The sequence below is a fragment of the Haloferax litoreum genome, from assembly GCF_009674605.1.
Taxonomy (GTDB): Archaea; Halobacteriota; Halobacteria; order Halobacteriales; family Haloferacaceae; genus Haloferax; species Haloferax litoreum.
Genome location: NZ_WKJO01000001.1, coordinates 1,440,201 through 1,463,983, shown reverse-complemented (window position 1 = coordinate 1,463,983; position 23,783 = coordinate 1,440,201). Strand labels below are relative to the sequence as shown.

Annotated in this window: 26 protein-coding genes; 15 read left to right on the top strand and 11 right to left on the bottom strand. The window is 62.5% G+C overall.

What is annotated here, in order from left to right; genetic code table 11:
• Positions 1-23: 23 nt before the first annotated feature.
• Complete coding sequence (locus GJR96_RS07545) at positions 24-1,196, bottom strand: tubulin/FtsZ family protein (RefSeq protein WP_151162378.1); 1,173 nt, start codon at positions 1,194-1,196, stop codon at positions 24-26.
• Positions 1,197-1,475: 279 nt separating this feature from the next.
• Between GJR96_RS07545 and GJR96_RS07540 the strand changes: the two genes are divergently transcribed.
• The 4 genes from GJR96_RS07540 (at position 1,476) to GJR96_RS07525 (ending at position 5,784) form a co-directional block, all read left to right on the top strand.
• Positions 1,476-2,222, top strand: coding sequence for a tetratricopeptide repeat protein (locus tag GJR96_RS07540; protein ID WP_151162377.1), 747 nt, complete (start codon positions 1,476-1,478; stop codon positions 2,220-2,222).
• A gap of 61 nt (positions 2,223-2,283) precedes the next feature.
• Positions 2,284-2,463: a hypothetical protein gene (locus GJR96_RS07535; RefSeq protein WP_151162376.1), complete on the top strand. Its 180-nt coding sequence runs from the start codon at positions 2,284-2,286 to the stop codon at positions 2,461-2,463.
• Between the two features lie 108 nt (positions 2,464-2,571).
• The gene (locus tag GJR96_RS07530) at positions 2,572-4,902 is read left to right on the top strand and encodes a methyl-accepting chemotaxis protein (RefSeq protein WP_151162375.1); all 2,331 of its coding nucleotides are present in this window, start codon (positions 2,572-2,574) and stop codon (positions 4,900-4,902) included.
• A gap of 381 nt (positions 4,903-5,283) precedes the next feature.
• Positions 5,284-5,784, top strand: a complete 501-nt coding sequence (locus tag GJR96_RS07525) for a DUF5813 family protein (RefSeq protein WP_151162374.1) — start codon at positions 5,284-5,286, stop codon at positions 5,782-5,784.
• A gap of 131 nt (positions 5,785-5,915) precedes the next feature.
• Here GJR96_RS07525 and GJR96_RS07520 read toward each other — a convergent pair whose 3' ends face one another.
• Positions 5,916-6,152 (bottom strand): Lrp/AsnC ligand binding domain-containing protein, encoded by a 237-nt coding sequence (locus tag GJR96_RS07520; RefSeq protein ID WP_151162373.1) that lies wholly within the window; start codon positions 6,150-6,152, stop codon positions 5,916-5,918.
• A 2-nt stretch (positions 6,153-6,154) separates the two neighbouring features.
• Positions 6,155-6,838, bottom strand: coding sequence for a potassium channel family protein (locus GJR96_RS07515; RefSeq protein WP_151162372.1), 684 nt, complete (start codon positions 6,836-6,838; stop codon positions 6,155-6,157).
• Positions 6,839-6,947: 109 nt separating this feature from the next.
• Between GJR96_RS07515 and GJR96_RS07510 the strand changes: the two genes are divergently transcribed.
• Positions 6,948-7,181, top strand: coding sequence for an Lrp/AsnC ligand binding domain-containing protein (locus GJR96_RS07510; protein ID WP_151162371.1), 234 nt, complete (start codon positions 6,948-6,950; stop codon positions 7,179-7,181).
• Positions 7,182-7,259: 78 nt separating this feature from the next.
• Here GJR96_RS07510 and GJR96_RS07505 read toward each other — a convergent pair whose 3' ends face one another.
• Positions 7,260-8,306, bottom strand: a complete 1,047-nt coding sequence (locus GJR96_RS07505) for a thiamine pyrophosphate-dependent dehydrogenase E1 component subunit alpha (RefSeq protein WP_151162370.1) — start codon at positions 8,304-8,306, stop codon at positions 7,260-7,262.
• Between the two features lie 111 nt (positions 8,307-8,417).
• Here GJR96_RS07505 and GJR96_RS07500 point away from each other — a divergent pair, with 111 nt between their 5' ends.
• On the top strand, positions 8,418-8,738 hold the full coding sequence (locus GJR96_RS07500; protein WP_151163946.1) for a hypothetical protein: 321 nt from the start codon (positions 8,418-8,420) through the stop codon (positions 8,736-8,738).
• A gap of 54 nt (positions 8,739-8,792) precedes the next feature.
• On the opposite strand, the gene tmk is transcribed toward GJR96_RS07500, so the two are convergent.
• Positions 8,793-9,386, bottom strand: coding sequence for a dTMP kinase (gene tmk, locus GJR96_RS07495; RefSeq protein ID WP_151162369.1), 594 nt, complete (start codon positions 9,384-9,386; stop codon positions 8,793-8,795).
• A 184-nt stretch (positions 9,387-9,570) separates the two neighbouring features.
• Between tmk and GJR96_RS07490 the strand changes: the two genes are divergently transcribed.
• The 6 genes from GJR96_RS07490 to GJR96_RS07465 all read left to right on the top strand — a co-directional run bounded on the left by GJR96_RS07490 (position 9,571) and on the right by GJR96_RS07465 (position 15,363).
• Positions 9,571-10,476: a complex I NDUFA9 subunit family protein gene (locus GJR96_RS07490; RefSeq protein WP_151162368.1), complete on the top strand. Its 906-nt coding sequence runs from the start codon at positions 9,571-9,573 to the stop codon at positions 10,474-10,476.
• 218 nt (positions 10,477-10,694) lie between these two features.
• Positions 10,695-11,882 carry a tubulin/FtsZ family protein gene (locus tag GJR96_RS07485; RefSeq protein ID WP_191965825.1) on the top strand — a complete coding sequence of 396 codons (1,188 nt, stop codon included), beginning with the start codon at positions 10,695-10,697 and terminating at the stop codon, positions 11,880-11,882.
• Entirely contained in the window at positions 11,851-12,645 is a 795-nt protein-coding gene (locus tag GJR96_RS07480) for a hypothetical protein (RefSeq protein ID WP_151162367.1), read from the top strand. Before GJR96_RS07485 ends, GJR96_RS07480 begins: the two co-directional genes overlap by 32 nt.
• Positions 12,646-12,651: 6 nt before the next feature.
• Positions 12,652-13,266: a 2-phospho-L-lactate guanylyltransferase gene (cofC, locus tag GJR96_RS07475; protein ID WP_151162366.1), complete on the top strand. Its 615-nt coding sequence runs from the start codon at positions 12,652-12,654 to the stop codon at positions 13,264-13,266.
• 297 nt (positions 13,267-13,563) lie between these two features.
• Entirely contained in the window at positions 13,564-14,727 is a 1,164-nt protein-coding gene (cofG, locus tag GJR96_RS07470) for a 7,8-didemethyl-8-hydroxy-5-deazariboflavin synthase subunit CofG (protein ID WP_151162365.1), read from the top strand.
• 129 nt (positions 14,728-14,856) lie between these two features.
• Complete coding sequence (locus GJR96_RS07465) at positions 14,857-15,363, top strand: pyridoxamine 5'-phosphate oxidase family protein (RefSeq protein ID WP_191965824.1); 507 nt, start codon at positions 14,857-14,859, stop codon at positions 15,361-15,363.
• Between the two features lie 148 nt (positions 15,364-15,511).
• On the opposite strand, the gene GJR96_RS07455 is transcribed toward GJR96_RS07465, so the two are convergent.
• Both GJR96_RS07455 and cofH read right to left on the bottom strand, forming a co-directional pair.
• Positions 15,512-16,060 (bottom strand): metal-dependent hydrolase, encoded by a 549-nt coding sequence (locus GJR96_RS07455; RefSeq protein ID WP_151162362.1) that lies wholly within the window; start codon positions 16,058-16,060, stop codon positions 15,512-15,514.
• A 1-nt stretch (position 16,061) separates the two neighbouring features.
• Complete coding sequence (gene cofH / locus GJR96_RS07450; RefSeq protein WP_151162361.1) at positions 16,062-17,432, bottom strand: 7,8-didemethyl-8-hydroxy-5-deazariboflavin synthase subunit CofH; 1,371 nt, start codon at positions 17,430-17,432, stop codon at positions 16,062-16,064.
• Between the two features lie 137 nt (positions 17,433-17,569).
• Between cofH and GJR96_RS07445 the strand changes: the two genes are divergently transcribed.
• Positions 17,570-18,010: a DUF5518 domain-containing protein gene (locus GJR96_RS07445; protein WP_151162360.1), complete on the top strand. Its 441-nt coding sequence runs from the start codon at positions 17,570-17,572 to the stop codon at positions 18,008-18,010.
• Between the two features lie 82 nt (positions 18,011-18,092).
• Here GJR96_RS07445 and GJR96_RS07440 read toward each other — a convergent pair whose 3' ends face one another.
• Together GJR96_RS07440 and GJR96_RS07435 are read right to left on the bottom strand one after the other, a co-directional pair.
• Positions 18,093-18,338 (bottom strand): hypothetical protein, encoded by a 246-nt coding sequence (locus tag GJR96_RS07440; protein ID WP_154326187.1) that lies wholly within the window; start codon positions 18,336-18,338, stop codon positions 18,093-18,095.
• Between the two features lie 121 nt (positions 18,339-18,459).
• A complete protein-coding gene (locus GJR96_RS07435; RefSeq protein ID WP_151162359.1) occupies positions 18,460-19,218 on the bottom strand; it encodes an SIR2 family NAD-dependent protein deacylase in 759 nt (252 codons plus the stop codon).
• 150 nt (positions 19,219-19,368) lie between these two features.
• Here GJR96_RS07435 and GJR96_RS07430 point away from each other — a divergent pair, with 150 nt between their 5' ends.
• Entirely contained in the window at positions 19,369-20,391 is a 1,023-nt protein-coding gene (locus GJR96_RS07430) for a phosphoribosylaminoimidazolesuccinocarboxamide synthase (RefSeq protein ID WP_151162358.1), read from the top strand.
• Between the two features lie 261 nt (positions 20,392-20,652).
• Positions 20,653-20,970: an RPA12/RPB9/RPC11 RNA polymerase family protein gene (locus tag GJR96_RS07425; protein ID WP_151162357.1), complete on the top strand. Its 318-nt coding sequence runs from the start codon at positions 20,653-20,655 to the stop codon at positions 20,968-20,970.
• 1,119 nt (positions 20,971-22,089) lie between these two features.
• Here the strand turns inward: GJR96_RS07425 and GJR96_RS07420 are convergent.
• Positions 22,090-22,584: a VOC family protein gene (locus GJR96_RS07420; protein WP_225317711.1), complete on the bottom strand. Its 495-nt coding sequence runs from the start codon at positions 22,582-22,584 to the stop codon at positions 22,090-22,092.
• Between the two features lie 53 nt (positions 22,585-22,637).
• Entirely contained in the window at positions 22,638-23,621 is a 984-nt protein-coding gene (locus GJR96_RS07415; protein WP_151162356.1) for a formyltetrahydrofolate deformylase, read from the bottom strand.
• Positions 23,622-23,783: the final 162 nt, after the last annotated feature.

Genomic DNA, 23,783 nt, shown 5'->3' with positions numbered 1-23,783 from the left:
CCCCCGGTTACCGGGAGTCATGGTCAGATGACCGGGTCGATTTTGCCGTCCTTGTCCGTGATGAGGTCGGCGATTTCTTCCTCGCGCACGGCCTCCTGTTCGGCGATTTTCTCCTGTGCTTCGACCGCCTGTTCCTGGATTGCCTCGATGCGCGGCGTCTGAGTGACGTTCGACAGCAACACCACCGCGGAGAGCGCAGAGGCGTTCTCTCGGGGGTCGTCGCCAGCGAGCACTTCGACGGTGTCGACTTCGTTTTCGATCCACTCGCGGGCGCTTTCGAGACCCTTCCGAGAGAGTTCCGACGGCGGGCCAGAGAGGACGATGAGGGCCCGGTCGGCGCTGGAAACGTCACACGGGAGCGTGAGTCGGGAGTTGACGGCGCGGCGGACCAGACCGTTAATCTTTGCCGCCAAGTTCGAGTTGTCCTCGATTTCGTGTTCCTCGCGGAAGCGGTTCAAGAGTCCATCGTCGCCGTTTTCGACCGACGTCGAGGCGTAGCCGATAGACGAGATGCCGTCGGTATCGAGCGTTCGGATGATGTCGCTCGAGTCCATCGCGTTCTCTGCGACGGTCGGTTCGTCGTACTCGCCAGCGCCGAGGAGCGTGACGATACGCGTCGCGAGTTCGCGGTTCATGCCCTCGTAGCCCTCGCCGACCGTCTGGTCTTTCGACCGCCACGCGTCGTTGTCGAAGGCGATGAAGTTGTCCGTGTTGTTGACGAACGACTGAAGGGACCGTGCCGCGTTGAGGGCGGGTCGGCCGCCTTCGTACTTGCCGGGCAGAACGCCCAGTCCGTACACCGGTTCGTCGTACATCTTCTGCAGTTCGTTGATGACCACCGGACCGGCACCGCTACCGGTGCCCCCACCGAGCGACGCACAGACGAGAATCGCGTCCACCTCGTGGATATCCACGTCGTCGAACGCGCGTCGAATCTCGTCGATGTCGTTCTTCGCGACTTCGGCACCGACGTCCACGTCGCCACCGACGCCGTGGCCCTTGGCTTTCTGGTGGGTGTCACCGATGAGAATTCGTCGGTTCTCCGGGATGTGGTCTGGTTTGGTGAGGTCCGTCCGTGCGGTGTTTATCACCATCACGTGACGACAGAGTTTCCGATTCGTGAGCGATTCGAACTCGACCATCTTGTCGACAATCTTACTGCCTGCGTTGCCGACACCAATGATACCTAATTTCATGGTTTGGATTCCAACCAGGGTCGACTCCAGAAGCGGACGGCCTGCCCAGAACGGGTCAGTTCGAGCGGTTCGAACTGTAACCCACCCGCGGATTAACTCCACCCCAGTCGATTCTACCAAGATTACCAAGACCATTTAAGCGATTTGGCCGAATTTAATTCTTTATGATATTATTCGTCCGTAATATATTGTCTGCGGTGTCCTACTGACGAGACAATAGTTCGGGGAAACGCTTCCCAGCGAGTGAAGGTTATCTCGATTGCCGTCCAACAGTTACGAATGGCCTCGACGCGTGACCACCGATACTCGGACGGCGACGGATTCGGCGACCCGTACGACGGATTCGACCTGGACCCGCCCGAACTTCGGACGAACACCAGACTCGTCGACCCGACAGACGACTACGTCCTCTCGGACATCGTCGACGAGTCACAGGTCGTTCCCGAACACGTAGACGTACTGGCACTCATCGAAATCGGGTTGACCTACGTCGCCATCGAGGAGTTCGAACAGGCAATCGATAGCTTCGCGCGCGCCATCGCCTACGCGGACGAGGACTCACACGACGCACAGGAAGCGTGGGTGAACAAGGGCGTCGCACACGCACAGTTAGCAGAGTACGACGAGGCAATCGGTGCCGCACGAGAAGCACTCCGCATCGACGACGACAACGAGTTCGCCGCGACTGCCGAGACGAACCTCGCGTACGCACTGTGGGAGTTCGGCGACTCGTCCGAACCGCTGGACCACGCGGAACGAGCAGTCGAACTCGACCCGAGAGAACCGCATGCGTGGTACAACCGTGGCTTCTTCCTCGCCGAACGCGGCCAGTACGAAGCGGCAGTTCGGTGCTTCGATACAGCCATCTCACTCGGCCTACGGGACGCCTCCGTCGTCGGCGAACGCGAACGGGCTATCGAGAAACTGGAAGAACAGATGGCGACGGAGCACGAACCGGAGACAGCAGACATCGAACGAACTGTCGAGACAGACGGCGACGGTGATGGCGACGGTGTCAGGGAGTGAGGCGAGTAGGTCCGCCTCCACAAACCATTTGTCCGGGGCTGTAATGATATGTAATTAGCCCGTGCTCCCCGAAAACGCCCCCACCCGGTTCGACGCCGCACTCCTCGGAATGGCACTGTGCTTAGCCGCGGGTGTCGGCGGTGGCGTCGTGTTCGCACTCCCGACGTACGTCGCGACGGGTGGAGGTGCGACGGGGGCGGCGGCAGTCGCACTCGGTGTGACGGTGAGCGAACTGACGTAGCGACGCCGCGAATACAATGGTCGATTGGCACAAATCGCGCCCCTCGTTATCACACCTGATATCCGGTGAGGCAATGCTTTACGTCCCATTTGCTTGCGAACGAATAGCATGAGACTCGCCAGGTTAGTCCCGGAGGTACTCAGACGGAGCTACCTCCGGAAGTTTCTGTTCGTTCTCTTGGTCGTCGTGGCGGTGATGGGCGGACTCGGCTTCTACGTCACCGATATGGTCGGCGAAGAGGTCAGAGCAGACGCACACACCGAACTCGAGATGGTCGCGAGCCTGGAGGCCCAGGAGTTGTCGAGTTGGATGGACGGGTACACGCGGACCGCTCGGATGCTCTCTGAGTACGAGGCGATTCGGTCGGGAGACGAAGAGAAAATCGAGACTGCTCTCGAAGTTGAGAAAGACAACCTCCCGGACGAAGTGCTCGCAGTCCACTACGTCAAACCATCGAACCGTGACATCGTCGTGAGTACGAACTCCGTCTTAGAGACGAAGACCGTCTCGGACCTCGGCGTGTCGTGGACGTCTGGGTCGTTGACGATGTTCGACGCGAACGGCGTCGCAATCTCGGAAGTCTACCGATACGGCGGCGGCGAGCGACTCGCCTTCCTCAGTCCAGTTCCGGGCCGAGACGCCGCCGTGATGGTCGTCGTGGACGCAACCCGCCACGCCGAGATGCTCAGCGAACCCATCGAGGGGTCGCGGACGCGTGTCGTCACCGCCGAGGGAACTATCGCCTTCGACAAGTACGGTAGTAAAGTCCTCACACAGTATCGCGACGGGGCAGAGACTCCCGCACTCGATGCCGCAGTGAACGGTGAATCCGGCGTGGTCGAACGCGACGGGTCGGTCGTGGCACACGCACCCGTCGAGGGAACCGAGTGGGCCGTTCTGATAGAAGCACCCCCGGAGAACGCCTACGCAGTCGCCCGATTCGTCGAACGCGACATCGTCATCCTCATCGGGGTGGCACTCGGTGGACTCGGTCTCGTGGGCCTCACCATCGGTCGTGGAACCGTCGTCTCACTGCGTCGACTCCAAAACCGCGCCGACACGCTCGCAGGCGGTGACCTCGACGTCGACCTCTCGACCTCACGTGTCGACGAATTCGGTACACTGACCACCGCGTTCGCGGACATGCGCGACGCGTTGGGCGAACGCATCGAGGAGGCAGAGGAAGTCCAACGTGACCTCGAACGCGCCGCGACCGACTATCGAGAGACGATGGACAACGCCGCGGACGGCGACCTGACGGTCAGAACGTCGGTCACGCCAGACGACGAGGCGATGGCCGGCGTTGGCGACGGCATCGACGCGATGCTCACCGACTTAGAAGAGACCATCGGACAGGTCGCGTCGTTCGCAACCACCGTCGACGCCGCCGGAGAACGCGTCACCGCCGGTACCGAGGAAGTCACCGCTGCATCCGACCGCGTCGAGCGCGGAACCGCAGATATCTCGGAGGGAGCGACAGAGCAGGCCACGCTCCTCGACGACGTGTCGTCGGAGATGCAGGACCTTTCGGCGACCGTCGAAGAGGTTGCGGCGTCCGCGGACGAACTCGCAACGCTCGCGAGTGACGCCAGCGAGTACGGCGAGGCCGGACGCGACGCCAGCGCCGACGTCCACGAGGAGATGGCGGCCATCGACGACCGAGTCGCCGCCGCCGCGAGCGGTGCCGAGACGTTGCGCGAAGACGTGGCCGACATCGCCGACGTGGTCGACCTCATCGGCGACATCGCCGACCAGACCAACTTGCTCGCACTCAACGCCTCCATTGAGGCCGCACGCGCGGGCGACGCAGGGGCTGGATTCGCCGTCGTCGCCGACAGCGTCAAAGCCCTCGCGGAGGAGACGACGGAAGCGACGGCCGAAATCGCAGAGTCCATCGAAGCGGTCGAGTCGGCGGCAGCGGGCACTGTCGAAGACGTTCGCGCCGCACGGGAGCGAGTGTCGACCGGCGCAGAGACGGTGGCTGAGAGCGTCGAAGCAATCGACGAAGCGGTGGACCGACTCGAAGAAGTCGACCACGGTGTCGCCGCAATCGACGAAGCCACGGCGTCACAGGCGTCTGCCGCCCAATCTGTCGCCCGTCTGGCCGACGAAGCGGCCGAAATCGCGTCGGAGACGCAGGCCGAGTCGGCGGACGTCGCCGACGCTGCCCGCGACCAGAACGACGCGATGATTGGCGTCGCTGGCCAGATGCAGGAACTCTCGACGACCACCGACGAACTCCGGTCGCTCGCCGACCGATTCGAGGTGCGGACTGAGACGACTGAGACCGACCTCGATGACGGAACGGCCGATGGGCACGACAGTGACGCCATTGGCGAGCACCGAACCGAAGGCGAACCGGCCGAGAACGGAGAGATGGTGTCGTCGCCAACGATGGCCGAACTCGCCACCGACGGGTCGGGGACGGACAACGAGTAGCGTCATCAGCAGTTCTTCACCTTTCCCCGTCGTTGACACGGGCCGTGGGTTCGTCACCGAGGACAGAGACGTACTGACCGATAGCGACGCCTCTCAGTGACGTCTCTCACGGCCCAGAGTACAGAGAACCGACAGGACGGCCGCTCGCCGTTCGAGTTTCATCAGAAAGGGATAGGCAACCGCACGGGAGCGGCCCGTGCGGAAATGCCGCCCTAGATTGGTCCCCGCTGACGCTTCGGCCCTCCAAAGCGAAGCGTCACTTGAAAGGAGTGCGGCGAGATACTTAAACATGCCGCCATCCTGCCGAATCCCACGCCTTAGTGCGATTCGGCGGTGCGCCGACGCAACGGGCTTTTCTCTCCTGAGGGCTAGCGTATCGCTATGAGCGAGCAGGAGATTCCGAGTCGCGTCCACCGGGCATTCGGCGACCACGGGTCGTTCGAACAGGTCGACGACCGGACCTTCGAGTCGGTGACGACGCCGTTCGAGGGAACCGTCAGCGTCGCACCACGAGAGAGTGGGCACGTCGAGTTCGACGTCGCCGTTCGCGTCCCGATGCTCTCGGCCGTCACCGCAGACGACGTGGCAGAAATCGTCGAAGACGGCTGGTTCGAGACGTTCGAACTCCGCATCGAAGACATCAACGGGGTCATCGCGGGTGACCACGAACTCGACCCGGCCGTTCGCCGCGTCGCAGACGAAGCAGTCGTCCAGACGACGTTCGCAGATGTCAACGAGCGACGCGGTGTCGACGACGCCGGAGCGGTCATCGACTACGTCGAAGGGACGTTCGTCGAAGGCATCATCCCGGGATACGAGTACACCGAACCCGTCACGAGCATTCTCGGTCGCGCCCGCGACGCGGCAGGGACTGGATTCTGATTTCGAGGCGCGCCGCTCGTTCGTGTCGCGCCGTACAGGAGTCGCAAATTCGATAGTTGGAACCGAACAAGAGTCGAATCGCGGGCAGGACGAGTGGTTCGGGACGTGATGGAAGTGTCGACTGCCGAGACTCAGTCCATCGCGATGTACGTCTGGGTGTCTTCGATACCGTCGATGGCCTGAATCCCTCCGGCGACTTCCTTCACGTCGGCCGGTGAATCCACGTCGACTTTCACGATGAAGTCCACATCGCCGGCGACGATGTGTGCGCTCACGATGCCGTGGTCGACGGCGAGCAAGTCTTCTCTCAGACGGTCGATACCGTTGGTCACCGCCGCGGCTTTGACCATGATGTAGGCGTGAACCATCGTCACGCACCTCCTGCCGCGGCGACTGCTTCGTCGCCGACGAGCAGTTGCCGAACGTCGTCGAGGACGTCGAAGTCCGCGAGGATGGCGATTCGGTCACCGGTTTCGAGGGAGTCGTCGGGGAGTGGGATACCCATCGGTTCGTCTTTCTTGCCGAACGCGAGGAGACGGGCGTTCGCCGGGAGTGCCACCTCCTCGATACTGTACCCGTTCATCGGCGAACTGTCGGACACCGTCACGAGGATGACCTGCAAGTGCTGTGCGATGTCGGCAATCGCCCGAATCGACCCACCGAGGAGGGCGTTCTTCGCGCCGATGGCGCCGAGTCGTTCCGGGTAGACGATTTCGTCCACTTCACGCGCGTACTTCTTGTACACCTCTTCACGGTAGTCCTCGTCGATACGGATGACGGTCCGGCACCCGAAGTGCTTGCCAATCATGCACGCCGCGAAATTCACGTTGAGGTCCGCCGTGAGTGCCCCGAGGGCGTCGGCGTCGTCGATTCCTGCGTCGAGGAGTACGTCTTCGTGGGACCCGTCGCCTTCGACCACTTCGAAACCCATCTCCTGCGCCTGTTTGACGCGGTTGGGGTCCAACTCGACGAGAGTGATATCGTGTCCTTCCTCCCGAAGGACACGGGCAGTACGCAGACCAACCCGTCCTGAACCAATGATAACGAACCGCATACGAAGACGGTATGTCGGCGGAGGCAAATAACCTTACCCCGGTTGGGACCGAATCTGCCGAACTCGGCGGAAGCAAGGCTTTTGCATGATGTGGTAGAATATCACACGCATGGTTCACGCCTTCATCATGGTGAAGACTGGCGCTGGTGAGTCCGAGCAGTTACTCGGACCAATCCGCGAACTCGAAACGGTGGCGGAGGCACACATCGTCGCCGGCGCGTACGACATCATCGCCGAGGTAGACACCGAGGCAGTGTACGAGATACTGAAGACGGCGTCGAGTCGGATTCAGGGACTGCAGGGTGTCTCGGACACGAAGACGTACATCTCGTTGGACGACTGAGTCGGGGGCCGTTCGCTGTATGCAGTGTCTGGTGAGTGCCTTCTCCGTCGGTACCGAAGACAGACCCAGCGCGCGTTCTCAGCGTTCGAGTTCGAACGGTCCGTGTTCGTCGACGAACGCCGTGTACTCCGAACGCTGCTGTTCGAGTTCGGTCGGCAGTTCCTCGTAGATGTAGTCGAACAGTTCGTCCGGGCCAGGTTCGGGCGTCGCTTCCGCTGTTTCGACGGCCTCGCGCAACTCTTCGTCGGCATCTTCGTACATCGATTCGACGAGTTCGTCGTCGACGATGCCTTGCTCGCGACAGAACTCCTCGAACCGTTCGAGTGGGTCACGAACCCGCCACTCGGGCAGGTCCGGGTCGTCGTCACGGTACCGTGACGGGTCGTCAGCGGTGGTGTGCGGCCCCTGTCGGTACGTGAGTGCCTCGATGAGCACCGGTTCGCCGTCTCGGGCCTTCTTCAGGCCCTCTTCGACTGCCTCTCTGACGGCGAGTGGGTCGTTGCCATCGACTTGCATCCCCTCGATACCGTACGCGTCGGCTTTGGCCGCAATCGAATCGCTCGCAGTCTGACGTTCGCGCGGGAGCGAGATGGCGTAGCCGTTGTTTTCACAGAAGAAGACGACGGGTGCGTCGAAGACGCCGGCGAAGTTGAGTCCCTCGTGGAAGTCACCTTCGGAGGTGGCACCGTCACCGAAGCAGACCAGTGCGGCGTAGTCGTCGTCGCGGTAGGTGGCGGCCATCCCGACACCGGCGGCGTGCGGGAGTTGACTCGCAATCGGAACTGCCTGTGGGAACACCGGCACGTCGTGGTCTGACTCGTACTCGGCGTAGCCACGGCGGAAGAGGAAGATGTCGCTCGGAGGCACGCCACGCGCAATCTGGAGGGCGTTCGACCGATACGTCGGGAGGAGAACGTCGTCCTCGCGCATCGCGTGCGCGGCGCCGATTTGCGCCGCTTCCTGTCCGCGGAACGGTGGATAGCCACTCATCCACCCGCGTCGCTGGAGGGCGAGTGCACGCTCGTCGAACCGTCGCGCTCGAATCATGTCGCGGAGGACTGCGCGGGCGTCGTCCGCTGTGAAGCCCGTGTCGTCCAACCCACGCTCTGCGATGAGTCGGTGCATGGCGGAGCGTCACGGTCCTTCGTGATAAACGTCCCCCGTTCGCACGCCGGGTGGGAGTCGAGTCGTCGCCGAGAGCGACAGGCCAAAGACCACCGCCTCCCTAGGCAGGGCATGGTCTCGGTGGTCAACCTCGCGCTGATGGTCGTCGTCATCGGCCTCCACACACTCATCGCGGCGGTCATGACGCGCTTCTTCCGCCTTCGACTGAAGACACAGTGGGGCTACGTCCTGTACGCCCTCTTTTTGGTACCGCTGGTGTTGTTCTTCTCGACACTCGTGTTCTCCGGTGTCTTCGGCATCGGCGTGAACCTCGGCAGTCCCGTCGCCGCACTCGGCGTCATGATTGGGATGCCACTGGCACTCGGGTTCACCATCGACACACTCTACGTCCCGCCGCCGGAGGAGTTCGAGAATCTGCCCGACTCCCGATAACGACACTGCACGAACGACGAGGGGCGCCACCTGCCGACTGGACGACCGGAGTCGCTAGTTCTCTTCGAGGATGTCAGCGAACGCTGCTTCGACAGCGTCGAGGACGTCTTCGGGCGGTTGCGTCGCGTCGACGCGGACGAAGCGTTCCGGTTCGGCCTCGATGAGTCGCTCGTAGTTCGCCCGCACGTCGGCGAGGTACGCCGCCTGTTCGAACTTGTTGGTCTTCCCGCTTCGCGCGGCGGCCGTCTCGGGGTCCACGTCGAGGTAGATGGTCTTGTCGGGTGTTCGAGAGAACGCGGCGTGGATACCCATGATGTACTCCATCGGGCGCTTGACGTCGCTGTCGCGGAGCGACGCCGCCTGATAGGCGTACCGCGAGTCAGAGTAGCGGTCGGAGATGACGAGTTCGCCGTCGGCGAGTGCGGGGCGGACGACACGCGAGAGGTGGTCGGCGTGGTCCGCCGTAAAGAGAAACAGCGTCGCGAGTGGGTCCGCGTCGTCGTCGCCGATGGCACGGTTGACTGCCTCGCCGTACCACGAATCGTCGGTCGGTTCGCGGGTGAAGACTGCATCGGGGTAGACGTCGTGGAGGGCCTCCCAGACGGTGGTCTTCCCACTTCCGTCGAGTCCCTCGAGCGTGACGAGCATACACCCACTGACGCGTCCCCGACGAAAAAGTGCCCGAACTGTGACGGACGTTTTTCCGAGGGGCTGTCCGCTTCCGGTGAGTGATGGCCATTGTCGTGGAAACACGTTATCATCGGCCTCGTAACCGGCGAAATCGACCGAAAGTGCCCGTTAGCTTTACCCTCGTTCCGCCGGATATTACGGTATGAAAGTCCTTGTTGTCGGCGGAAGCGGATTCATCGGGAGCCACCTGTGCCGTGAACTGCAGTCGCGTGGACACAGCGTCACCGCGATGTCGCGGAGTCCGACGAGCGAGGACCTCCCAGACGGCGTCGAGAAGGCGATGGGTGACGTGACAGACTACGACTCCATCGCCGGCGCGTTCGAGGGGAAAGACGCTGTCGTGAACCTCGTGGCCCTCTCTCCGTTGTTCGAACCGAAGGGCGGCAATCGGATGCACGACATCGTCCACTGGCAGGGCACCGAGAACGTCGTGAAAGCCGCCGAGGCACACGACGTGCCGAGACTCGTCCAGATGAGTGCGCTCGGTGCCGACTCCGAGGGCGACACAGCCTACATCAGGTCGAAAGGGAAGGCAGAACAGGCGCTCAAGTCGTCGAGTCTCGACTGGGTCATCTTCCGGCCGTCAGTGGTCTTCGGCGACGGCGGTGAGTTCGTCTCGTTCACCAAACGACTCAAGGGGATGTTCGCTCCGGGCGTCCCACTGTATCCACTACCCGGAAACGGACAGACGCGGTTCCAACCTATCTGGGTCGGTGACCTCACCCCGATGCTCGCCGACGCCGTCGAAGACGACGCACACGTCGGAGCGACGTACACCATCGGCGGGCCGCAGAAACTCACCCTCCGCGACATCACCGAGATGGTCTACGACGAAGAGGGGAAGAACATCTCTATCGTCCCGCTTCCGATGGGTCTGGCCGGTGTCGGCCTCACCGTCCTCGGTGCCATCCCCGGGTTCCCGATGGGGAAAGACCAGTACCGCTCACTACAGTTCGACAACACGACCGACCAGAACGACGTGGGTGTCTTCGGTGTCGACGCGGCGGACATGAAGACACTCGGTGACTACCTCGCCGAGCGGAACTGATTCCCCCGTCGGGAGTCGTCAATTTCTCGATTAATCGGTTATGAAGCGTGACCGTAACTGGTGTCTGAGTCGCGTCTACTTGCATAACGTCCGATTAATACCCTACCAACGTCACCCGTTTTTTCCACCTAATCAGTCAGCGAACCAACACGTCCATCCCACAACGCTTATGTCCGCGTTCGTTCTGCCATTCACGCAATGGCGAGGGGACCGAACCTATGAAGCTCGCAATGATCGGATTCGGGCAAGCCGGGGGAAAAGTAGTCGACAAGTTCGTCGAGTACGACCGCGAACGAAACGCAGGCATCGTTCGCGCCGCCGTCGCAGTTAACTCTGCGAAAGCCGACTTGCTCGGATTGAAGAACATCCCGAAGGACCAGCGCGTCCTCATCGGCCAGTCCCGCGTGAAGGGACACGGGGTCGGTGCGGACAACGAACTCGGCGCGGAAATCGCCGAGGAAGACATCGACGAGGTGCAGGGTGCCATCGACAGCATCCCCGTCCACGAAGTCGACGCCTTCCTCGTCGTCTCCGGTCTCGGTGGCGGTACCGGGTCCGGCGGCGCGCCAGTCCTTGCGAAACACCTCAAGCGTATCTACACTGAACCTGTCTACGGACTCGGCATCCTGCCGGGGTCCGACGAGGGTGGCATCTACACCCTGAACGCCGCGCGGTCGTTCCAGACGTTCGTCCGCGAGGTCGACAACCTCCTCGTGTTCGACAACGACGCCTGGCGTAAGACCGGCGAGTCTGTCCAGGGCGGATACGACGAGATCAACGAAGAGATCGTCAACCGCTTCGGCGTCCTCTTCGGGGCCGGCGAAGTCACGGACGGGCAGGAAGTCGCAGAGTCCGTCGTCGACTCGTCTGAGATTATCAACACGCTGGCCGGTGGCGGCGTCTCGACCGTCGGCTACGCGTCCGAAGGCGTCGAACCACGGAAGAAGAAAAGTGGCGGCCTCCTGTCGCGACTCACTGGCGGTGACGAACCCGACGACAACCTCGACACCGCTCACACGACGAACCGAATCACCAGCCTCGTCCGCAAAGCCGCGCTCGGTCGCCTTACACTCCCCTGTGAAATCGAAGGCGCCGAACGCGCACTGCTCGTCCTCGCTGGCCCGCCGGAGCATCTGAACCGGAAAGGCATAGAGCGCGGGCGGAAATGGATCGAGGAGCAGACCGGTTCCATGGAAGTTCGCGGTGGCGACTATCCGATTCCGGGTGCCGGAAAGGTCGCGAGTGTCATCCTCCTGTCCGGCGTGGCGAACGTGCCGCGCATCAAGGAACTACAGCAGGTCGCCATCGAGGCGCAAGACAACATCGAGGAGATTCGTCAAGAGAGCGAGTCCAATTTGGAGAACCTCATAAACGATGACGAGGACGAACTGGAGTCGCTTTTCTAAGCTGGCCCTCGCGCTCCTCGTGCTCCTGTCGGTCGCTGCGATTCCGGCAGGCGCCGTGAGCGTCGCCTCCGAGGACACACCCTCCGAGGCGCAGGTCGGTTCGAAAGTGACCGCATCGGTCACGCTCGACGAACTGTACAAGAACCCGCAACTCGAAGCGTGGACGCTTGCAGGACAGACCCACCTCGAAGACGTGACGTGGACCGTCACGTACTACGACCAGACGGGCGCGAAAGTCGACCAGCAGTCCTTCGACGGGCAGAACTTCAGCGGGGCGCAAGTCGCCGCTGACGACGGAACGAGCGAAGTCGAAGTGTCGGTGACTGGCACCGTGCCAGCGGTCGACGAGTTCAGCTACGACCCGGCACAGGAGTTCACCGTCCTCTCGCTCGAACAGACCCGCGAGGGTGGCTCCAGTAACGATATCGGCACGTGGAACGCGACCCACTACACTGAAGAGAGCGCCGCCGCGCGCGACAAACTCGACGGTGCGAAGGCAGCCATCACGGCCGCCAGTGGTGCAAACACTCAGGAGGCACAGCAGTCGTTCGACAACGCTGTCGAGGCCTTCGAAGGCGGCGAGTTCGGCCTCGCGTCTAACCTCGCCGAAGAAGCCGAGACCCGCGCGAACAACGCGAAGCAGTCGAGTCAGACGACTCAACTGCTCATCTACGCCGCCGGTGGTCTCGTCGTCGTCGCACTGCTCGCAGGTGGCTTCCTCTACTGGAAGTCCCAGCAGCAGACGTACGACAAACTGGGCTGAGTTTCGATGCGAGTCGTCGTTCCCTTCGGGGGGCGTTCCCCGAAGACGCGACTCGCCCCGTTTTTAGACGCCGACGAGCGACGCGAATTCTCGCTCGCGATGCTCCGAGACGTCCTCGCTGCAATCGAGCGAGCAGGGGGTGACCCGGTCGTTCTCGCAGACGCGCCCGTCGACATCGACGTCCCAGTCACTGTGGACGACAGACCACTGACCGACGCGGTCAACGACGAACTCGGCGGTGACGAACCCATCGCCGTCGTCATGGCCGACTTGGCACTCGCCACACCGGAGACGCTCGAACGTCTGTTCGAGACTGCGGGCGACGTGGTCGCCGCGCCGGGACTCGGCGGCGGGACGAACGCACTCGTCGTCCGCCACCCCGACTTCTCCGTCGACTACCACGGTGCGTCCATCGCCGACCACCGAACTATCGCGGACGACACCGGCGCGTCGTTCGTCGAGTTCGACTCGATGCGCCTCGCCGTCGATATCGACGAACCGAGCGACCTTGTCGAGGTGCTGCTACACGGACAGGAGCACTCACGCGAGTGGTTAGCCGAGAATGGGGTCCGTCTGGACCGCGGTGACGGCCGGGTCGGGGCCGTCCGCGGATGCCGATAGCTCCATAATGGTGCACGATATACATTAACAAGCGCGGTGTGTTCGTGTGCCCGGCGGGAACTGAGGCAACGTGCGCCGCGCGCTCCCGTGCCGTCTTCGAGACGCCACGGGCGACGAAGTGGAGTCCGAACGTCGCGGTGGCTCGCTGGAACCCACGCGGTTGGGAACAGCATCTGACGCCTCTTCGGACGGGTCGGGGTCGTGTCTGGCACCAAAACCCCGACTCACTCTCGACTTCTGTCTCTCGAATCGCCCGCGAGTGATACGTTTTTAGTGGTCCGTCGCAGACCAAGCGGTATGTTCCCGGGTGCCGACGAGTACGGAGTCGATGTCGACGTCGCCGACGACGCTGTCGAGCGACTCCTCGCTGTCGGCCCCGACGACGTGGACGCCCCCGAGTCGCTGTCGTTCTCGCGCAACGTGTTCCTTCCACTCACCACCGCGTGCCGCTACACGTGTACGTACTGCACCTACTACGACGTGCCCGGCGAGGCGACGCTCATGTCGCTGGACGAAGTACGAGACGTGGTCCAAATGGGCGCAGACGCCGGGTGTACGGAAGCACTGTTCACGTTTGGCGACGCACCCGACGAGCGATACACCGAGATTCACCGCCAACTCGACGAGTGGGGGTACGACGACATTCTCGACTACCTCGTCGCCGCGTGCGAGGTTGCGCTCGACGAGGGATTGCTCCCACACTCGAACCCCGGTGACTTGACCCGCGAACAGTTCGAATCGCTCGCGCCGGTGAACGCCAGCATGGGCGTGATGCTGGAGACGACGGCAGACGTGGACGCCCACGCGGGGAACCGACGCAAGACGCCGGGACAACGACTCAACACGATTCGCGCCGCAGGAGAAGAAGGCGTCCCGTTCACCACGGGGATTCTCGTCGGTATCGGCGAGTCGTGGCGTGACCGTGCGGAGAGTCTCCTCGCCATCCGTTCGCTCCACGAGGAGTACGGCCACGTACAGGAGGTCATCGTCCAGAACGTCGTTCCGAACGACCGGTCGGACTACGAGCGCCCGTCTATCGAGACGATGCGTCGTGTGGTGTCGATGGCGCGGGTCGCACTTCCAGAGGAGATTTCGGTGCAGGTGCCCCCGAACCTCTCGGAGGCCGCCAGCCTCGTCGACTGCGGCGTCGACGATTTGGGCGGCGTCTCACCGGTCACAGACGACTACGTGAATCCCGAGTACGCGTGGCCTGCGCTGCAAGAACTCGCCGACATCGCCGACGAAGCGGGCGTCCCACTCCGGGAACGATTGCCGGTGTACGCACGCTTCTTACCGGACGAGTTCCGACCGCCCGGGGCCGACGCCGCGCCCGCCCCACGAAACCGAGAGTCGTGGATTCGAGACCCCATCGCAGACCGACTCCGCGACGATGACGTCCACAGTAGACGATTGCGGCGTGTCGTCCGCGGCGACGGGCCGCTTTCGACACCCGAGCGGTAGGTCCGACACCGACCGAGGTTGGCACCTCGTCAGTTCCGGCCCTCACGTGCGAAGCCATCACGTTTCGGCTATTCTCGAATTGCGAAAACAGCCATGGGGAGCAATATATACGGAGAAAAGAGGGAGTGTATGCAGCGTGCGAGTACTGGCGAGAAAAACTGGGTCGAGCACGGGCGCGTACTGAATGATGAAATCGTGGACGAGGTTCTCCGAGAGCAGGGCCACGGCGTCTTGTCCATCGCTCTCGATGGCGACGTGTACGCGCGACCAATGTCGTTCGGGTACGACGGCCAGTCACTCTACTTCCAACTCGCGGCACCACCGGGGTCACCGAAGAGCAAGTTCGCGGAGTGCGGCGTCACCGCCGAATTGGTCATCAGCGAGTTCGAGAGCGTCGACGACTGGCACAGCGTCGTCGTTCGCGGAGAACTCAACGGCGTTCCAAACGGCGAGGAGGGCGCGGCATTCGGGGCGATTGCGGACAACGCCGTCTTCCCGCAGAACGCCATCGACACCGGCGAGTGCCAAGGATTCGAACTCGTTCGCTTGTCCATCGAGTCGGCGGAGGGACGCGTTGGCCCGTCCGCCACAGTCACCGAACAGCGACGACTCGGCGGCCCGCAGGCCAGCGACTGACAGACGGCAAACGCTGGCCGAGTGGGGGCTTTCCCGCCGCCGGGAGAGCATCGAGCGGAACGCGACGAGTGCAACGAGCGGCGTCGCGGCAGGGAAGCCGTACGAACAGGTGGTCGGTCCCGAGCGGTGAGTGGGGTACCCGGACCCCTCAGATACCGAACCAGTCGGGCATCCGTTTCCTGAATCCGGTGTAGAACAGCGCGACGGCAACGCCGACGGCGACGCCGACGCGAATTCCGCCGTCGAAAGCGAGGAGGCCGGGGAGTGCGAACAGGAGTGTCAACGCGAGGTCCTCCGGGGCACCGTCGTACCGCACGAGATAGCGCGGTCGAAGCCAGCGTTTGGCCGGGTGGACGTAGACGGCGCGGTCAGAGGTCCGGTCCCACGGCCTGAGTTCGTCGCCCGCGCCGAACCAGTCGGAGATGGAGTGGAGGCCGGCCGAGAGGAAGAAGAACGCGAGTGCGGCGCTGAGCGGTGTCGGTTCGACCAAGACGACAAGACCGAGGAGTCCAGCGACGACGGTGTAGTAGACGGGGAAGTGAAGCGACTTGCGGTGGGTCCCGACGAAGAGGTCCACGTCCGGAAAGACGCCGCCGAGGAGTGCACCGATGGCCGCGGCACCGGCGAGTTCCGGTGCGACCCAGACGAGCGGAGCGGCGAGCGTGAGGCCCACTGCGGCGTGGGTAGTCGCCATCATCTCAATCGTCTGCCGTCGCCGGGTCACGGCGGCGTTCCAGCATCGGGGTTCCGTCCGCCCGAGGGCCGAGTCGCGGACCGTGCGGGCCGTCCGTCGGGTCGAGTGGTCGGCGCGTCCGATAATCGGTCGAGCGTTCGACGGGTCGCCGACCGATGGCCGCAATCATGTCGACGTACTCGTCGAACGACCGGAACTCGCCGAACTCGCCGCCGGCGCGTTTCGTAATCTCCTCGGAGAGAATCGTCCCCATCAGGTCGTCGGCACCGCAGTTGAGGAGTTTGAGCGCCTTCGCGTTCCCGAACTTCACCCACGACGACTGGATGTGGTCGACGTTGTCGAGATAGAGGCGTGAGACGGCGACCATGAGTTCGTCCTCGTCGTCCGACGCACCGCCGGTGACGAGGCCACGGTCGTACAGCGGCGTGTTCTGGTAGACGAACGAGAGCGGAACGAACTCGGTGATGCCGCCGTAGCGGTCCTGTAAGTCGCGGACGACGTCGAGGTGCATCACGCGGTGCATCTCGTTTTCGACGTGGCCGTACATGATGGTCGCCGTCACGTCGAGTCCGGCCTGCATCGCACCTTCCATGCCGGCGACCCACTCGTCGGTGCCTATCTTTCCGGGGCAGATGACGTCTCTGACCTCGGGGACGAGAATCTCCGCGGCGGTTCCGGGTGCGCTATCGAGGCCGGCGTCGGCGAGTCGGCGGTAGACCTCTTCGTAACTCCAGTCGGTCCCGCGCTTCGCGTGGTGGGCCTCTTCGGGCGTCATCGAGTGGACGTGGACGCCGTCGACTGACATCGCGTCGAGTTGCGCGGCGTACGTGCTCGGGTCCGTGTCGTACGCCTCGGGCGGCTTGTAGTTCACCTCGGCCGCGGGGTTGTCGTACGATTCGAGAATCTCGCGGTGTTCTTCGTCGAGGACGAGTGCCGGGTGGAGGCCGGAAACGGACGTGACTTCGTAGATGCCCATCTCTACCGCGTCGGCGACGATGTCACGAGACTCGGCAGGTGTCTTGGTGAACCCACCGTGGTCCACGTCAGAGTCGGCCTCGAAGAGGTGGGCGGTGTTCTTGAAGTTGCAGAACAGACAGCCAGTGGTACACGCCGTCGTGACGTTGTTGTTGAGGTTTGCGACGAAGGTCACGTCGTCGCCGACCACCTCCGCGCGGCGACGGTCCGCCGCTTCCAAGACGAGTTCCTTCCGCACCGGGTCGATGCCGTCACGGTCGGTTCCCGTCGTCATGAGTTCGACGCCGTCGGCGACGGTGAGGCGCTCGCCCGCTCGTGCCTTCGCGAGGGCATTCTCGAACGATTGGTCGGTCTCCGGGACGTGGTCGAACCCGAAGTCGTCGCGGGCGGGACCGGTCATGGCGTGACGGACGTGCTACGGTCCTAAAAACGGGGCGGTCCCGGAAGTCGGTGAATCGACGCAGGCCGGACCGGTGGCAAAACACAGACCTGACCGACGGCAGAAAAGATTACACGCACAGGCGGAGAGTCTCGGGTATGGAACACTCCACGTCCCCGAGTTCGTCAGAGCGGTCACTGGACGAACGCGAATCCTCCATCGACGAAGACGGAGAGAGCCTCCTGTTTTCTGCCATCGTCGGTGCTATCGCCAGTATCGTCCTCTCGCCACTGCCGGGGTCGACGATTCTCGGTGGTGCACTCGCGGGGTACCTCACCGGTACCGACCGCGACGTTGGCGTGAAGTCGGGTGCGCTCTCTGGCCTGTTCGTGAGCCTCATCGCCGTTCTCCTCGGGTTCGTCGTCCTCGCGTTCTTCAGTATCTTCGCCATCGCCGCACCGCGTGCTGGCTTTGGGTTGGGCCTCCTCGGACTCGGCATCGTGGTCCTCGTTGGCCTCGGTGTCGTCCTCCTCTACACCGTCGGTCTCGGCGCGCTAGGTGGCTATCTTGGGGCGTACCTCCACGAAGAGTTCCAATAGACGCCGCACACACGGAATAGTGTCTCACCCACACCGGTGACGGGTCACAGACAGTCCGATAGACGGCCAATATATATTTTCATCAGGCGACGCTGGTCTCTGGTCCAATGTCCGACGAAACCGAGGCAGACGTCACCGACCGCGACCCAGCGGTCGAAGACGACGACGACCACGGGGTGACGGTCGAAGGCGGCGGCGACGCGGGCGCTTCCGCACCTGAAGAGACAGAAGCATCGACGCCGAGAGACCGGACAATACCGACGAACCGGACGCTGAAGACGAGATGCGAGAACAAGAGGCGGCCGAGACGGAGAACGTCGACAACCACCGCGACGACGAGCCATTTTATTCATAACGTCGCGCTCGACGGACTTGCGCCCCTCGACGGGGTGAAGACCGACACTGACGGTCGGTTGCAAACCGGCGGCCCTCGTCACTGCCGTCAGTGTTCAGACTCGTTTTTCTACCGCCGGCAGGAACTCGGTGAGGTCCATCCGAACGACTCTGGCGGCCTCGTCGTCGTAGTGCGTCTCGTCGAAGTTGACGACGACGAGCGAACCGTCTTCGGCGGCCTGTCCCACTAATCCGGCGGCGGGGTGGACCGTCAGCGACGACCCGAGCGCGAGGATGACGTCGGCCTCGTCGGCGAACTGTTGTGCCTCCGCGTAGGCGACTTTCGGAAGCCGTTCGCCGAACAGGACGACGTCCGGTTTCACGACATCGTCACAGGCCTCGCAGGTCGGCGGTACCTCGCCGGCTCTGACCCGTTCCAACGCCCAGTCGGCGTCGTACCGTTCGCCGCAGGACTCGCAGACGACTTCCGAGGCGTTGCCGTGGAGTTCGACCACCTGTTCGGACCCTGCCTCACGGTGGAGGCCGTCCGTATTCTGTGTCACCACCGCGTCGAGGACGCCCTGTGATTCCAGTGCGGCGAGTGCGTCGTGTCCGGCGTTCGGCCCCACATCCTCGGGGAACATCCGCTCGTGGAGGCGCAGTCTGTCCTGCCAAAAGCCAGCGGGGTCGTTCACGAACCTGTTGCGGTGGAACGACTGCGGGTCGAACTCGGTGTTCCAGATGCCGTCTTCGCCGCGGAAGTCGGGGATGCCGGACGCGGTACTCATCCCGGCCCCGGTGAGTGCGACGGCAGTGTCCGACTCGCGAAGTAGACGAGCGACCCACTCGGCGTCGGATTCGAGGTCGGTGTGCATACTCGAACGAACGGCCGGGTATCGAAAAAGCGGCCCGATTACTTCCACGACCTCGTGATGCGCGTGTTCGTGCATACTTTGGCACAAATCTACTCCAAGATGCACACAGAAGTGGAAGGTTCTTAGTGGGAAGAGCGCAGAGGGTCGAACATGACCAGCGTGAAGGACTTCCGCGTCGAGGAGGAACCGACGGCGACCGACCTCGGCCGGGGCCGGTTCGTCTTCTCCGACCGCTACTCCGTCTTCGACTGGGGCGAGATGCCCGACCACATCCCGAACAAGGGCGCGAGTCTCTGTCTGATGGGTGCGTACAACTTCGAACTCCTGGACGTGAATCACGTCCCGACGCACTACGTGGGTGTGGTCGAAGACGGCGAAGTCAAAGACCTCGGCGAGTGTGAGTCGCCGCCGACCGAGATGGCCATCGAACTCACGCAGGTGCCGGACCTGCCGCACGAAGACGGCGAGTACGACTACGGCGCGTACCACGAGGTCGCGGGCGAGAACTACCTCATTCCGCTCGAAATCGTCTTCCGCAACACCGTCCCCGTGGGGTCGAGTCTCCGCAAGCGCGGCGAACCCGCGGACTACGGCCTCGACACCGAGGAGTGGCCCGAGGAGGCCGTCGACCTCCCCGAACCCGTCGTCGAATTCTCCACGAAGTACGAAGAACAAGACCGCTACCTCGACCGGGACGAGGCGGACGACATCGCCGGCGTCGTGGACCTCGACCAACTCGAAGAACTCGCACTGGCGGTCAACCACATTCTGACCGACCACGCCGCCCGCGCCGGGTTCGCCCACGAAGACGGGAAAATCGAGTGCCTGTACCACGACGGGACCGTCAAGGTCGCAGACGTGGTCGGCACGTTCGACGAGAACCGCTTCTCGTACGACGGCCAGCAGGTCTCGAAGGAAGTCGTCCGCCAGTACTACAAGCGCGTCCAACCCGAGTGGGTCGACGCCGTCGCCGCCGCGAAGCAGGAGGCCATCGAGACGGGCGAACCCAACTGGCGCGAGCAGTGCGAAATCGAACCCAAACACCTCCCCGACGAAATCGTCGACGCCCTCTCGGACCTCTACTGCGCGGGCACCAACGCCTACGTGGACTACGACTGGTTCGACGCACCGTCCATCGAGGACGCCGTCGCCGCCGCTCGCGACCTGAACTGAGCGAGTTCAGCGACCGTCCTTCGTCTCAGAAGTCTCGCCCTGTCGCTTCTTCTGCAACTTCTTCGACGCCTTCGGAGACTGCTTCTTCGACGCCACCCTCGCGGTAGCCTTCGATGGCTTCCATCAGAATCTTGAGAACGTTCATGAATTCGAGACAGTTTGAATAGATAATAAGGGTTCGGGCGGAACCCCTCGGACCCGGACAGGACTGGCGTGCTGAATAACGAGCATATATTTGCACTGTACGTCGACTCATTCACAATGCAATTCTGCGACGAGTGTGGTTCGATTATGCACACGGAAGGCGACACGTGGGTGTGTCGCTCTTGTGAGAACACAGAGCCGCGGGACTCGCAAGCGGAAGCGGCGATGGCGACCCGAGAGGGGCAGCGTGACGACGGGGCACCCGCCGTGGCCGACGCGACCCAAGGCTCCACCGAAACGGTGCAGGAGCCCTGTCCGTCGGACGACTGCGACAGCGACCGGGCCTACTACGAGATGATGCCGAAGCCGGGCGGTTCCTACGAGGTTCGGCTGTTCACCTGCGTCGAGTGTGGCCACAAGTGGCGCGAGTCCTGACGGGGCATCTCGCGAACCCCACCCGATAGATACGCACAGACTCCCCTCCTCATTCCCTCCAGAAATGAACGCCAAGTAGCAACTGCTGTCTGTTGGTTTTGCTCACAACTGAAGACGGATAGATAGCTGACCAACGTAACGCAATTGGTCACGAACTATCCGACACTTGGCAGGACGCCGGTGCAAGAGACAGAGGGTCTATTCAGCAATCTCTCCCTCAGCCTCTGAAGCAGTAATCGCGTAAATCATAAGACCAAGAGCTGTGGTAATCGCAGCGCCAAAGATACCGCCAAACAGCAAGCCAGTAATCGAACTTGTGAGTATAACGAAGAAAAATATGAGCGGATGCGTTGCGTCTATATTACCCATAATTCCCTAGTCTCTCTCTTTCGTATTAACTCCCGAGGCAGAGCTTTACCTGCAAGATATGCGCCCTGTATTCAGCACGACTGCAGAAACCTCACCAATCGATGTCGGTAGTGACATGCAACAGACAGAGGGTGCATTCATCACGGTAGCTTCCTCTGTCCCGGCATACGCAACTGAATCAGCTACTCAGTATGCCTGCGAAATGAACAGTAGTCCGAGAGTCCACATTCGAAACGGATTCGTGGCGTTCGGCTAATGTATCGGGTATTCTCAGGTCTTCTCCTTACTCTCGAGGTGATTGTTGATGACCATCGGGAGAACCGCTGCGATAAAAACTAAGACACTCGTCGACACGAATAGCGGGGCATCTAACCTGTCAGCAGCAAATACGGCAAGAACCATGCCCACAATAGCACAGATGAACACGATTTCATTTTTGCGGGAGACCATGTCGTGTCAGTGTATCTTTATTACACTATATTCTTGCGAAGCGACTAGAATAGCGGGAGAGTAGGAGATACCCGGCCGTATCTGACTGAACGGATGGTCGGGAACGGACAGCGAATCGGACACCAACACTGCTCGAGTATAGCCGCCACAGTGACCGAATCACGAGCCGCATTCCAGTCTGCTTCGGTTGACCGACTCGCGCGCTCTATTCAGCACACCCTCGGCAAACGGTCGATAACTAGTAGCTTCAGTGGGAGAAAAAGACGGTATCGTCCAGCACGGACACTCCGACAGAGTGTGCTACTCGAACCGTTCGTTCTTTTCCCTCCCTTCCGGGTCGAAACACACCAACTCAACTCTGTTTCCCTCCGGGTCCGAAAAATAGAGAGACCGCCACTCGACCCACTCGTGGTACGCGAAGTCGAGTTCGAGTCCGTGCCCGCGAAGTCGTTCGACTTCGGCGCCGAAGTCGCCGGGGTCGATGCTGAACGCAAAGTGGTCGATGGTCGTCTTTGCCGGGTCGATGCCAACGTAGTCGTCCGTCTCGGTTCGGTCGAAGAGGACGAAGACGGCTTCGTGGCCGGTGTGACTCTCACCGAGTCCGAAGAACGTCGCCGTGTCGTAGTCACCGATGGGGTCGCCGAGGCCGACCACGTCGCGGTAAAAGGCGCGCATCGCCGGGAGGTCCTCGACACGAAGGGCGAACTCGCCGAGGGCGCGTGCAGCACCGGGGCCGTTCGGTCGGCCACCGAAGTCAGGCGGGCCAGAATCAGTCTGGGACTCGGAGTCTGTCACCGCTCCGACTGCGCGGGGCGACGAGAAAAGCGTTCAGTCCGTCCCCGGGGCGGTCAGTCTTCGGACTGCTCGGGGGCGGCCAGTTTCTTCGTCCCGAGGGCGTCGATGATTCCGTCCACCGGGCGGTCTGGATTCGACGCCTGTGCCTCGCTAGTGAGGCCGAGTTGGTGTCTCTCGGGGTCGACTTCCTCGCGGAGACTGGTACGCCCGCGGTGGACCGTGAGGGCGTCGTCGAGGTGGAGTTTCACGGCTTCGAGGAGCGCGTCCGCTTCGAGCGGTTGCCCGCGACTCTTTATCTCGTCGATGCTCGCGTCGTCGGGGACGTCGAACGCTCGCTGGGTGATGACCGGCCCCTGGTCGAGGTCTGTCGTCACGTAGTGGGCGGTCACGCCGGCGATGCGGACGCCTTTCTCCTTCGCCTGTCGATACGCGGCGGCACCGGGGAACGCCGGGAGCAACGACGGGTGAATGTTGATGATGCGGTCTTCGTACCGGAAGACGACCTTCGGGCCGAGGATGCGCATGTACCGCGCGAGGACGATGAGGTCGACGTCGTACTCCGCAAGAAGTTCGAGCAGGCGGTCTTCGTTCGCGGTCCCTTTCTCGTCGCCGATGTCGTGGAAGGGAACGTCGTAGTGACTCGCCAGCGGTTCGAGGGTGTCGTGGTTGCCGATGACGACCGAAATCTCCGCGCCGAGGTCGTCGTTCGCCCACGCCTCGAACAGTGCTTCGAGGCAGTGGGACTCCTTCGTGACGAGGACGGCGATTTCGCGGGTTTCGCGGTCGGACGGGAAGCGAACCTGTACCTCCACGCCGAGGTCGTCGCCGAGGTCTGAGAGTGCCTCGCGGAGTTCGTCGCGGGAACAGGTCATCTCCGAGGTGTCCGCGTGGAGGGTCATCCGGAAGATTCCCTCGCGGACAGCCTGGTCTAAGTCCTCGACGTTGATTCCGCGTTCGAACAGCAGGGTGGTCACATTCGCGATGAGTCCGGTCTTGTCTCCTCCGATGACCGTGATTTCGGTTAATTCTCGCGTCATACCGTCACCTCCAGCTGTTCGAGGCTGAACATATACCGCCGTGGGACGGCGAGCGGTAAACCGCTGTCGTTCTCCGCAATGAACTCGGTGGCGAGTTCATTCTTCACCGAAGACGGGTCCTCGGACTCGGGCTAGCTATCTTCCTGCCGTTCGCCATCGTCG

Bases quoted from the DNA above. Each gene is read 5' to 3' on its own strand.
- GJR96_RS07545 (WP_151162378.1), bottom strand. From the start codon at position 1,196: ATGAAATTAGGTATCATTGGTGTCGGCAACGCAGGCAGTAAGATTGTC.
- GJR96_RS07540 (WP_151162377.1), top strand. From the start codon at position 1,476: ATGGCCTCGACGCGTGACCACCGATACTCGGACGGCGACGGATTCGGC.
- GJR96_RS07530 (WP_151162375.1), top strand. From the start codon at position 2,572: ATGAGACTCGCCAGGTTAGTCCCGGAGGTACTCAGACGGAGCTACCTC.
- GJR96_RS07525 (WP_151162374.1), top strand. From the start codon at position 5,284: ATGAGCGAGCAGGAGATTCCGAGTCGCGTCCACCGGGCATTCGGCGAC.
- GJR96_RS07520 (WP_151162373.1), bottom strand. From the start codon at position 6,152: ATGGTTCACGCCTACATCATGGTCAAAGCCGCGGCGGTGACCAACGGT.
- GJR96_RS07515 (WP_151162372.1), bottom strand. From the start codon at position 6,838: ATGCGGTTCGTTATCATTGGTTCAGGACGGGTTGGTCTGCGTACTGCC.
- GJR96_RS07510 (WP_151162371.1), top strand. From the start codon at position 6,948: ATGGTTCACGCCTTCATCATGGTGAAGACTGGCGCTGGTGAGTCCGAG.
- GJR96_RS07505 (WP_151162370.1), bottom strand. From the start codon at position 8,306: ATGCACCGACTCATCGCAGAGCGTGGGTTGGACGACACGGGCTTCACA.
- GJR96_RS07500 (WP_151163946.1), top strand. From the start codon at position 8,418: ATGGTCTCGGTGGTCAACCTCGCGCTGATGGTCGTCGTCATCGGCCTC.
- tmk (WP_151162369.1), bottom strand. From the start codon at position 9,386: ATGCTCGTCACGCTCGAGGGACTCGACGGAAGTGGGAAGACCACCGTC.
- GJR96_RS07490 (WP_151162368.1), top strand. From the start codon at position 9,571: ATGAAAGTCCTTGTTGTCGGCGGAAGCGGATTCATCGGGAGCCACCTG.
- GJR96_RS07485 (WP_191965825.1), top strand. From the start codon at position 10,695: ATGAAGCTCGCAATGATCGGATTCGGGCAAGCCGGGGGAAAAGTAGTC.
- GJR96_RS07480 (WP_151162367.1), top strand. From the start codon at position 11,851: ATGACGAGGACGAACTGGAGTCGCTTTTCTAAGCTGGCCCTCGCGCTC.
- cofC (WP_151162366.1), top strand. From the start codon at position 12,652: ATGCGAGTCGTCGTTCCCTTCGGGGGGCGTTCCCCGAAGACGCGACTC.
- cofG (WP_151162365.1), top strand. From the start codon at position 13,564: ATGTTCCCGGGTGCCGACGAGTACGGAGTCGATGTCGACGTCGCCGAC.
- GJR96_RS07465 (WP_191965824.1), top strand. From the start codon at position 14,857: ATGCAGCGTGCGAGTACTGGCGAGAAAAACTGGGTCGAGCACGGGCGC.
- GJR96_RS07455 (WP_151162362.1), bottom strand. From the start codon at position 16,060: ATGATGGCGACTACCCACGCCGCAGTGGGCCTCACGCTCGCCGCTCCG.
- cofH (WP_151162361.1), bottom strand. From the start codon at position 17,432: ATGACCGGTCCCGCCCGCGACGACTTCGGGTTCGACCACGTCCCGGAG.
- GJR96_RS07445 (WP_151162360.1), top strand. From the start codon at position 17,570: ATGGAACACTCCACGTCCCCGAGTTCGTCAGAGCGGTCACTGGACGAA.
- GJR96_RS07435 (WP_151162359.1), bottom strand. From the start codon at position 19,218: ATGCACACCGACCTCGAATCCGACGCCGAGTGGGTCGCTCGTCTACTT.
- GJR96_RS07430 (WP_151162358.1), top strand. From the start codon at position 19,369: ATGACCAGCGTGAAGGACTTCCGCGTCGAGGAGGAACCGACGGCGACC.
- GJR96_RS07425 (WP_151162357.1), top strand. From the start codon at position 20,653: ATGCAATTCTGCGACGAGTGTGGTTCGATTATGCACACGGAAGGCGAC.
- GJR96_RS07415 (WP_151162356.1), bottom strand. From the start codon at position 23,621: ATGACGCGAGAATTAACCGAAATCACGGTCATCGGAGGAGACAAGACC.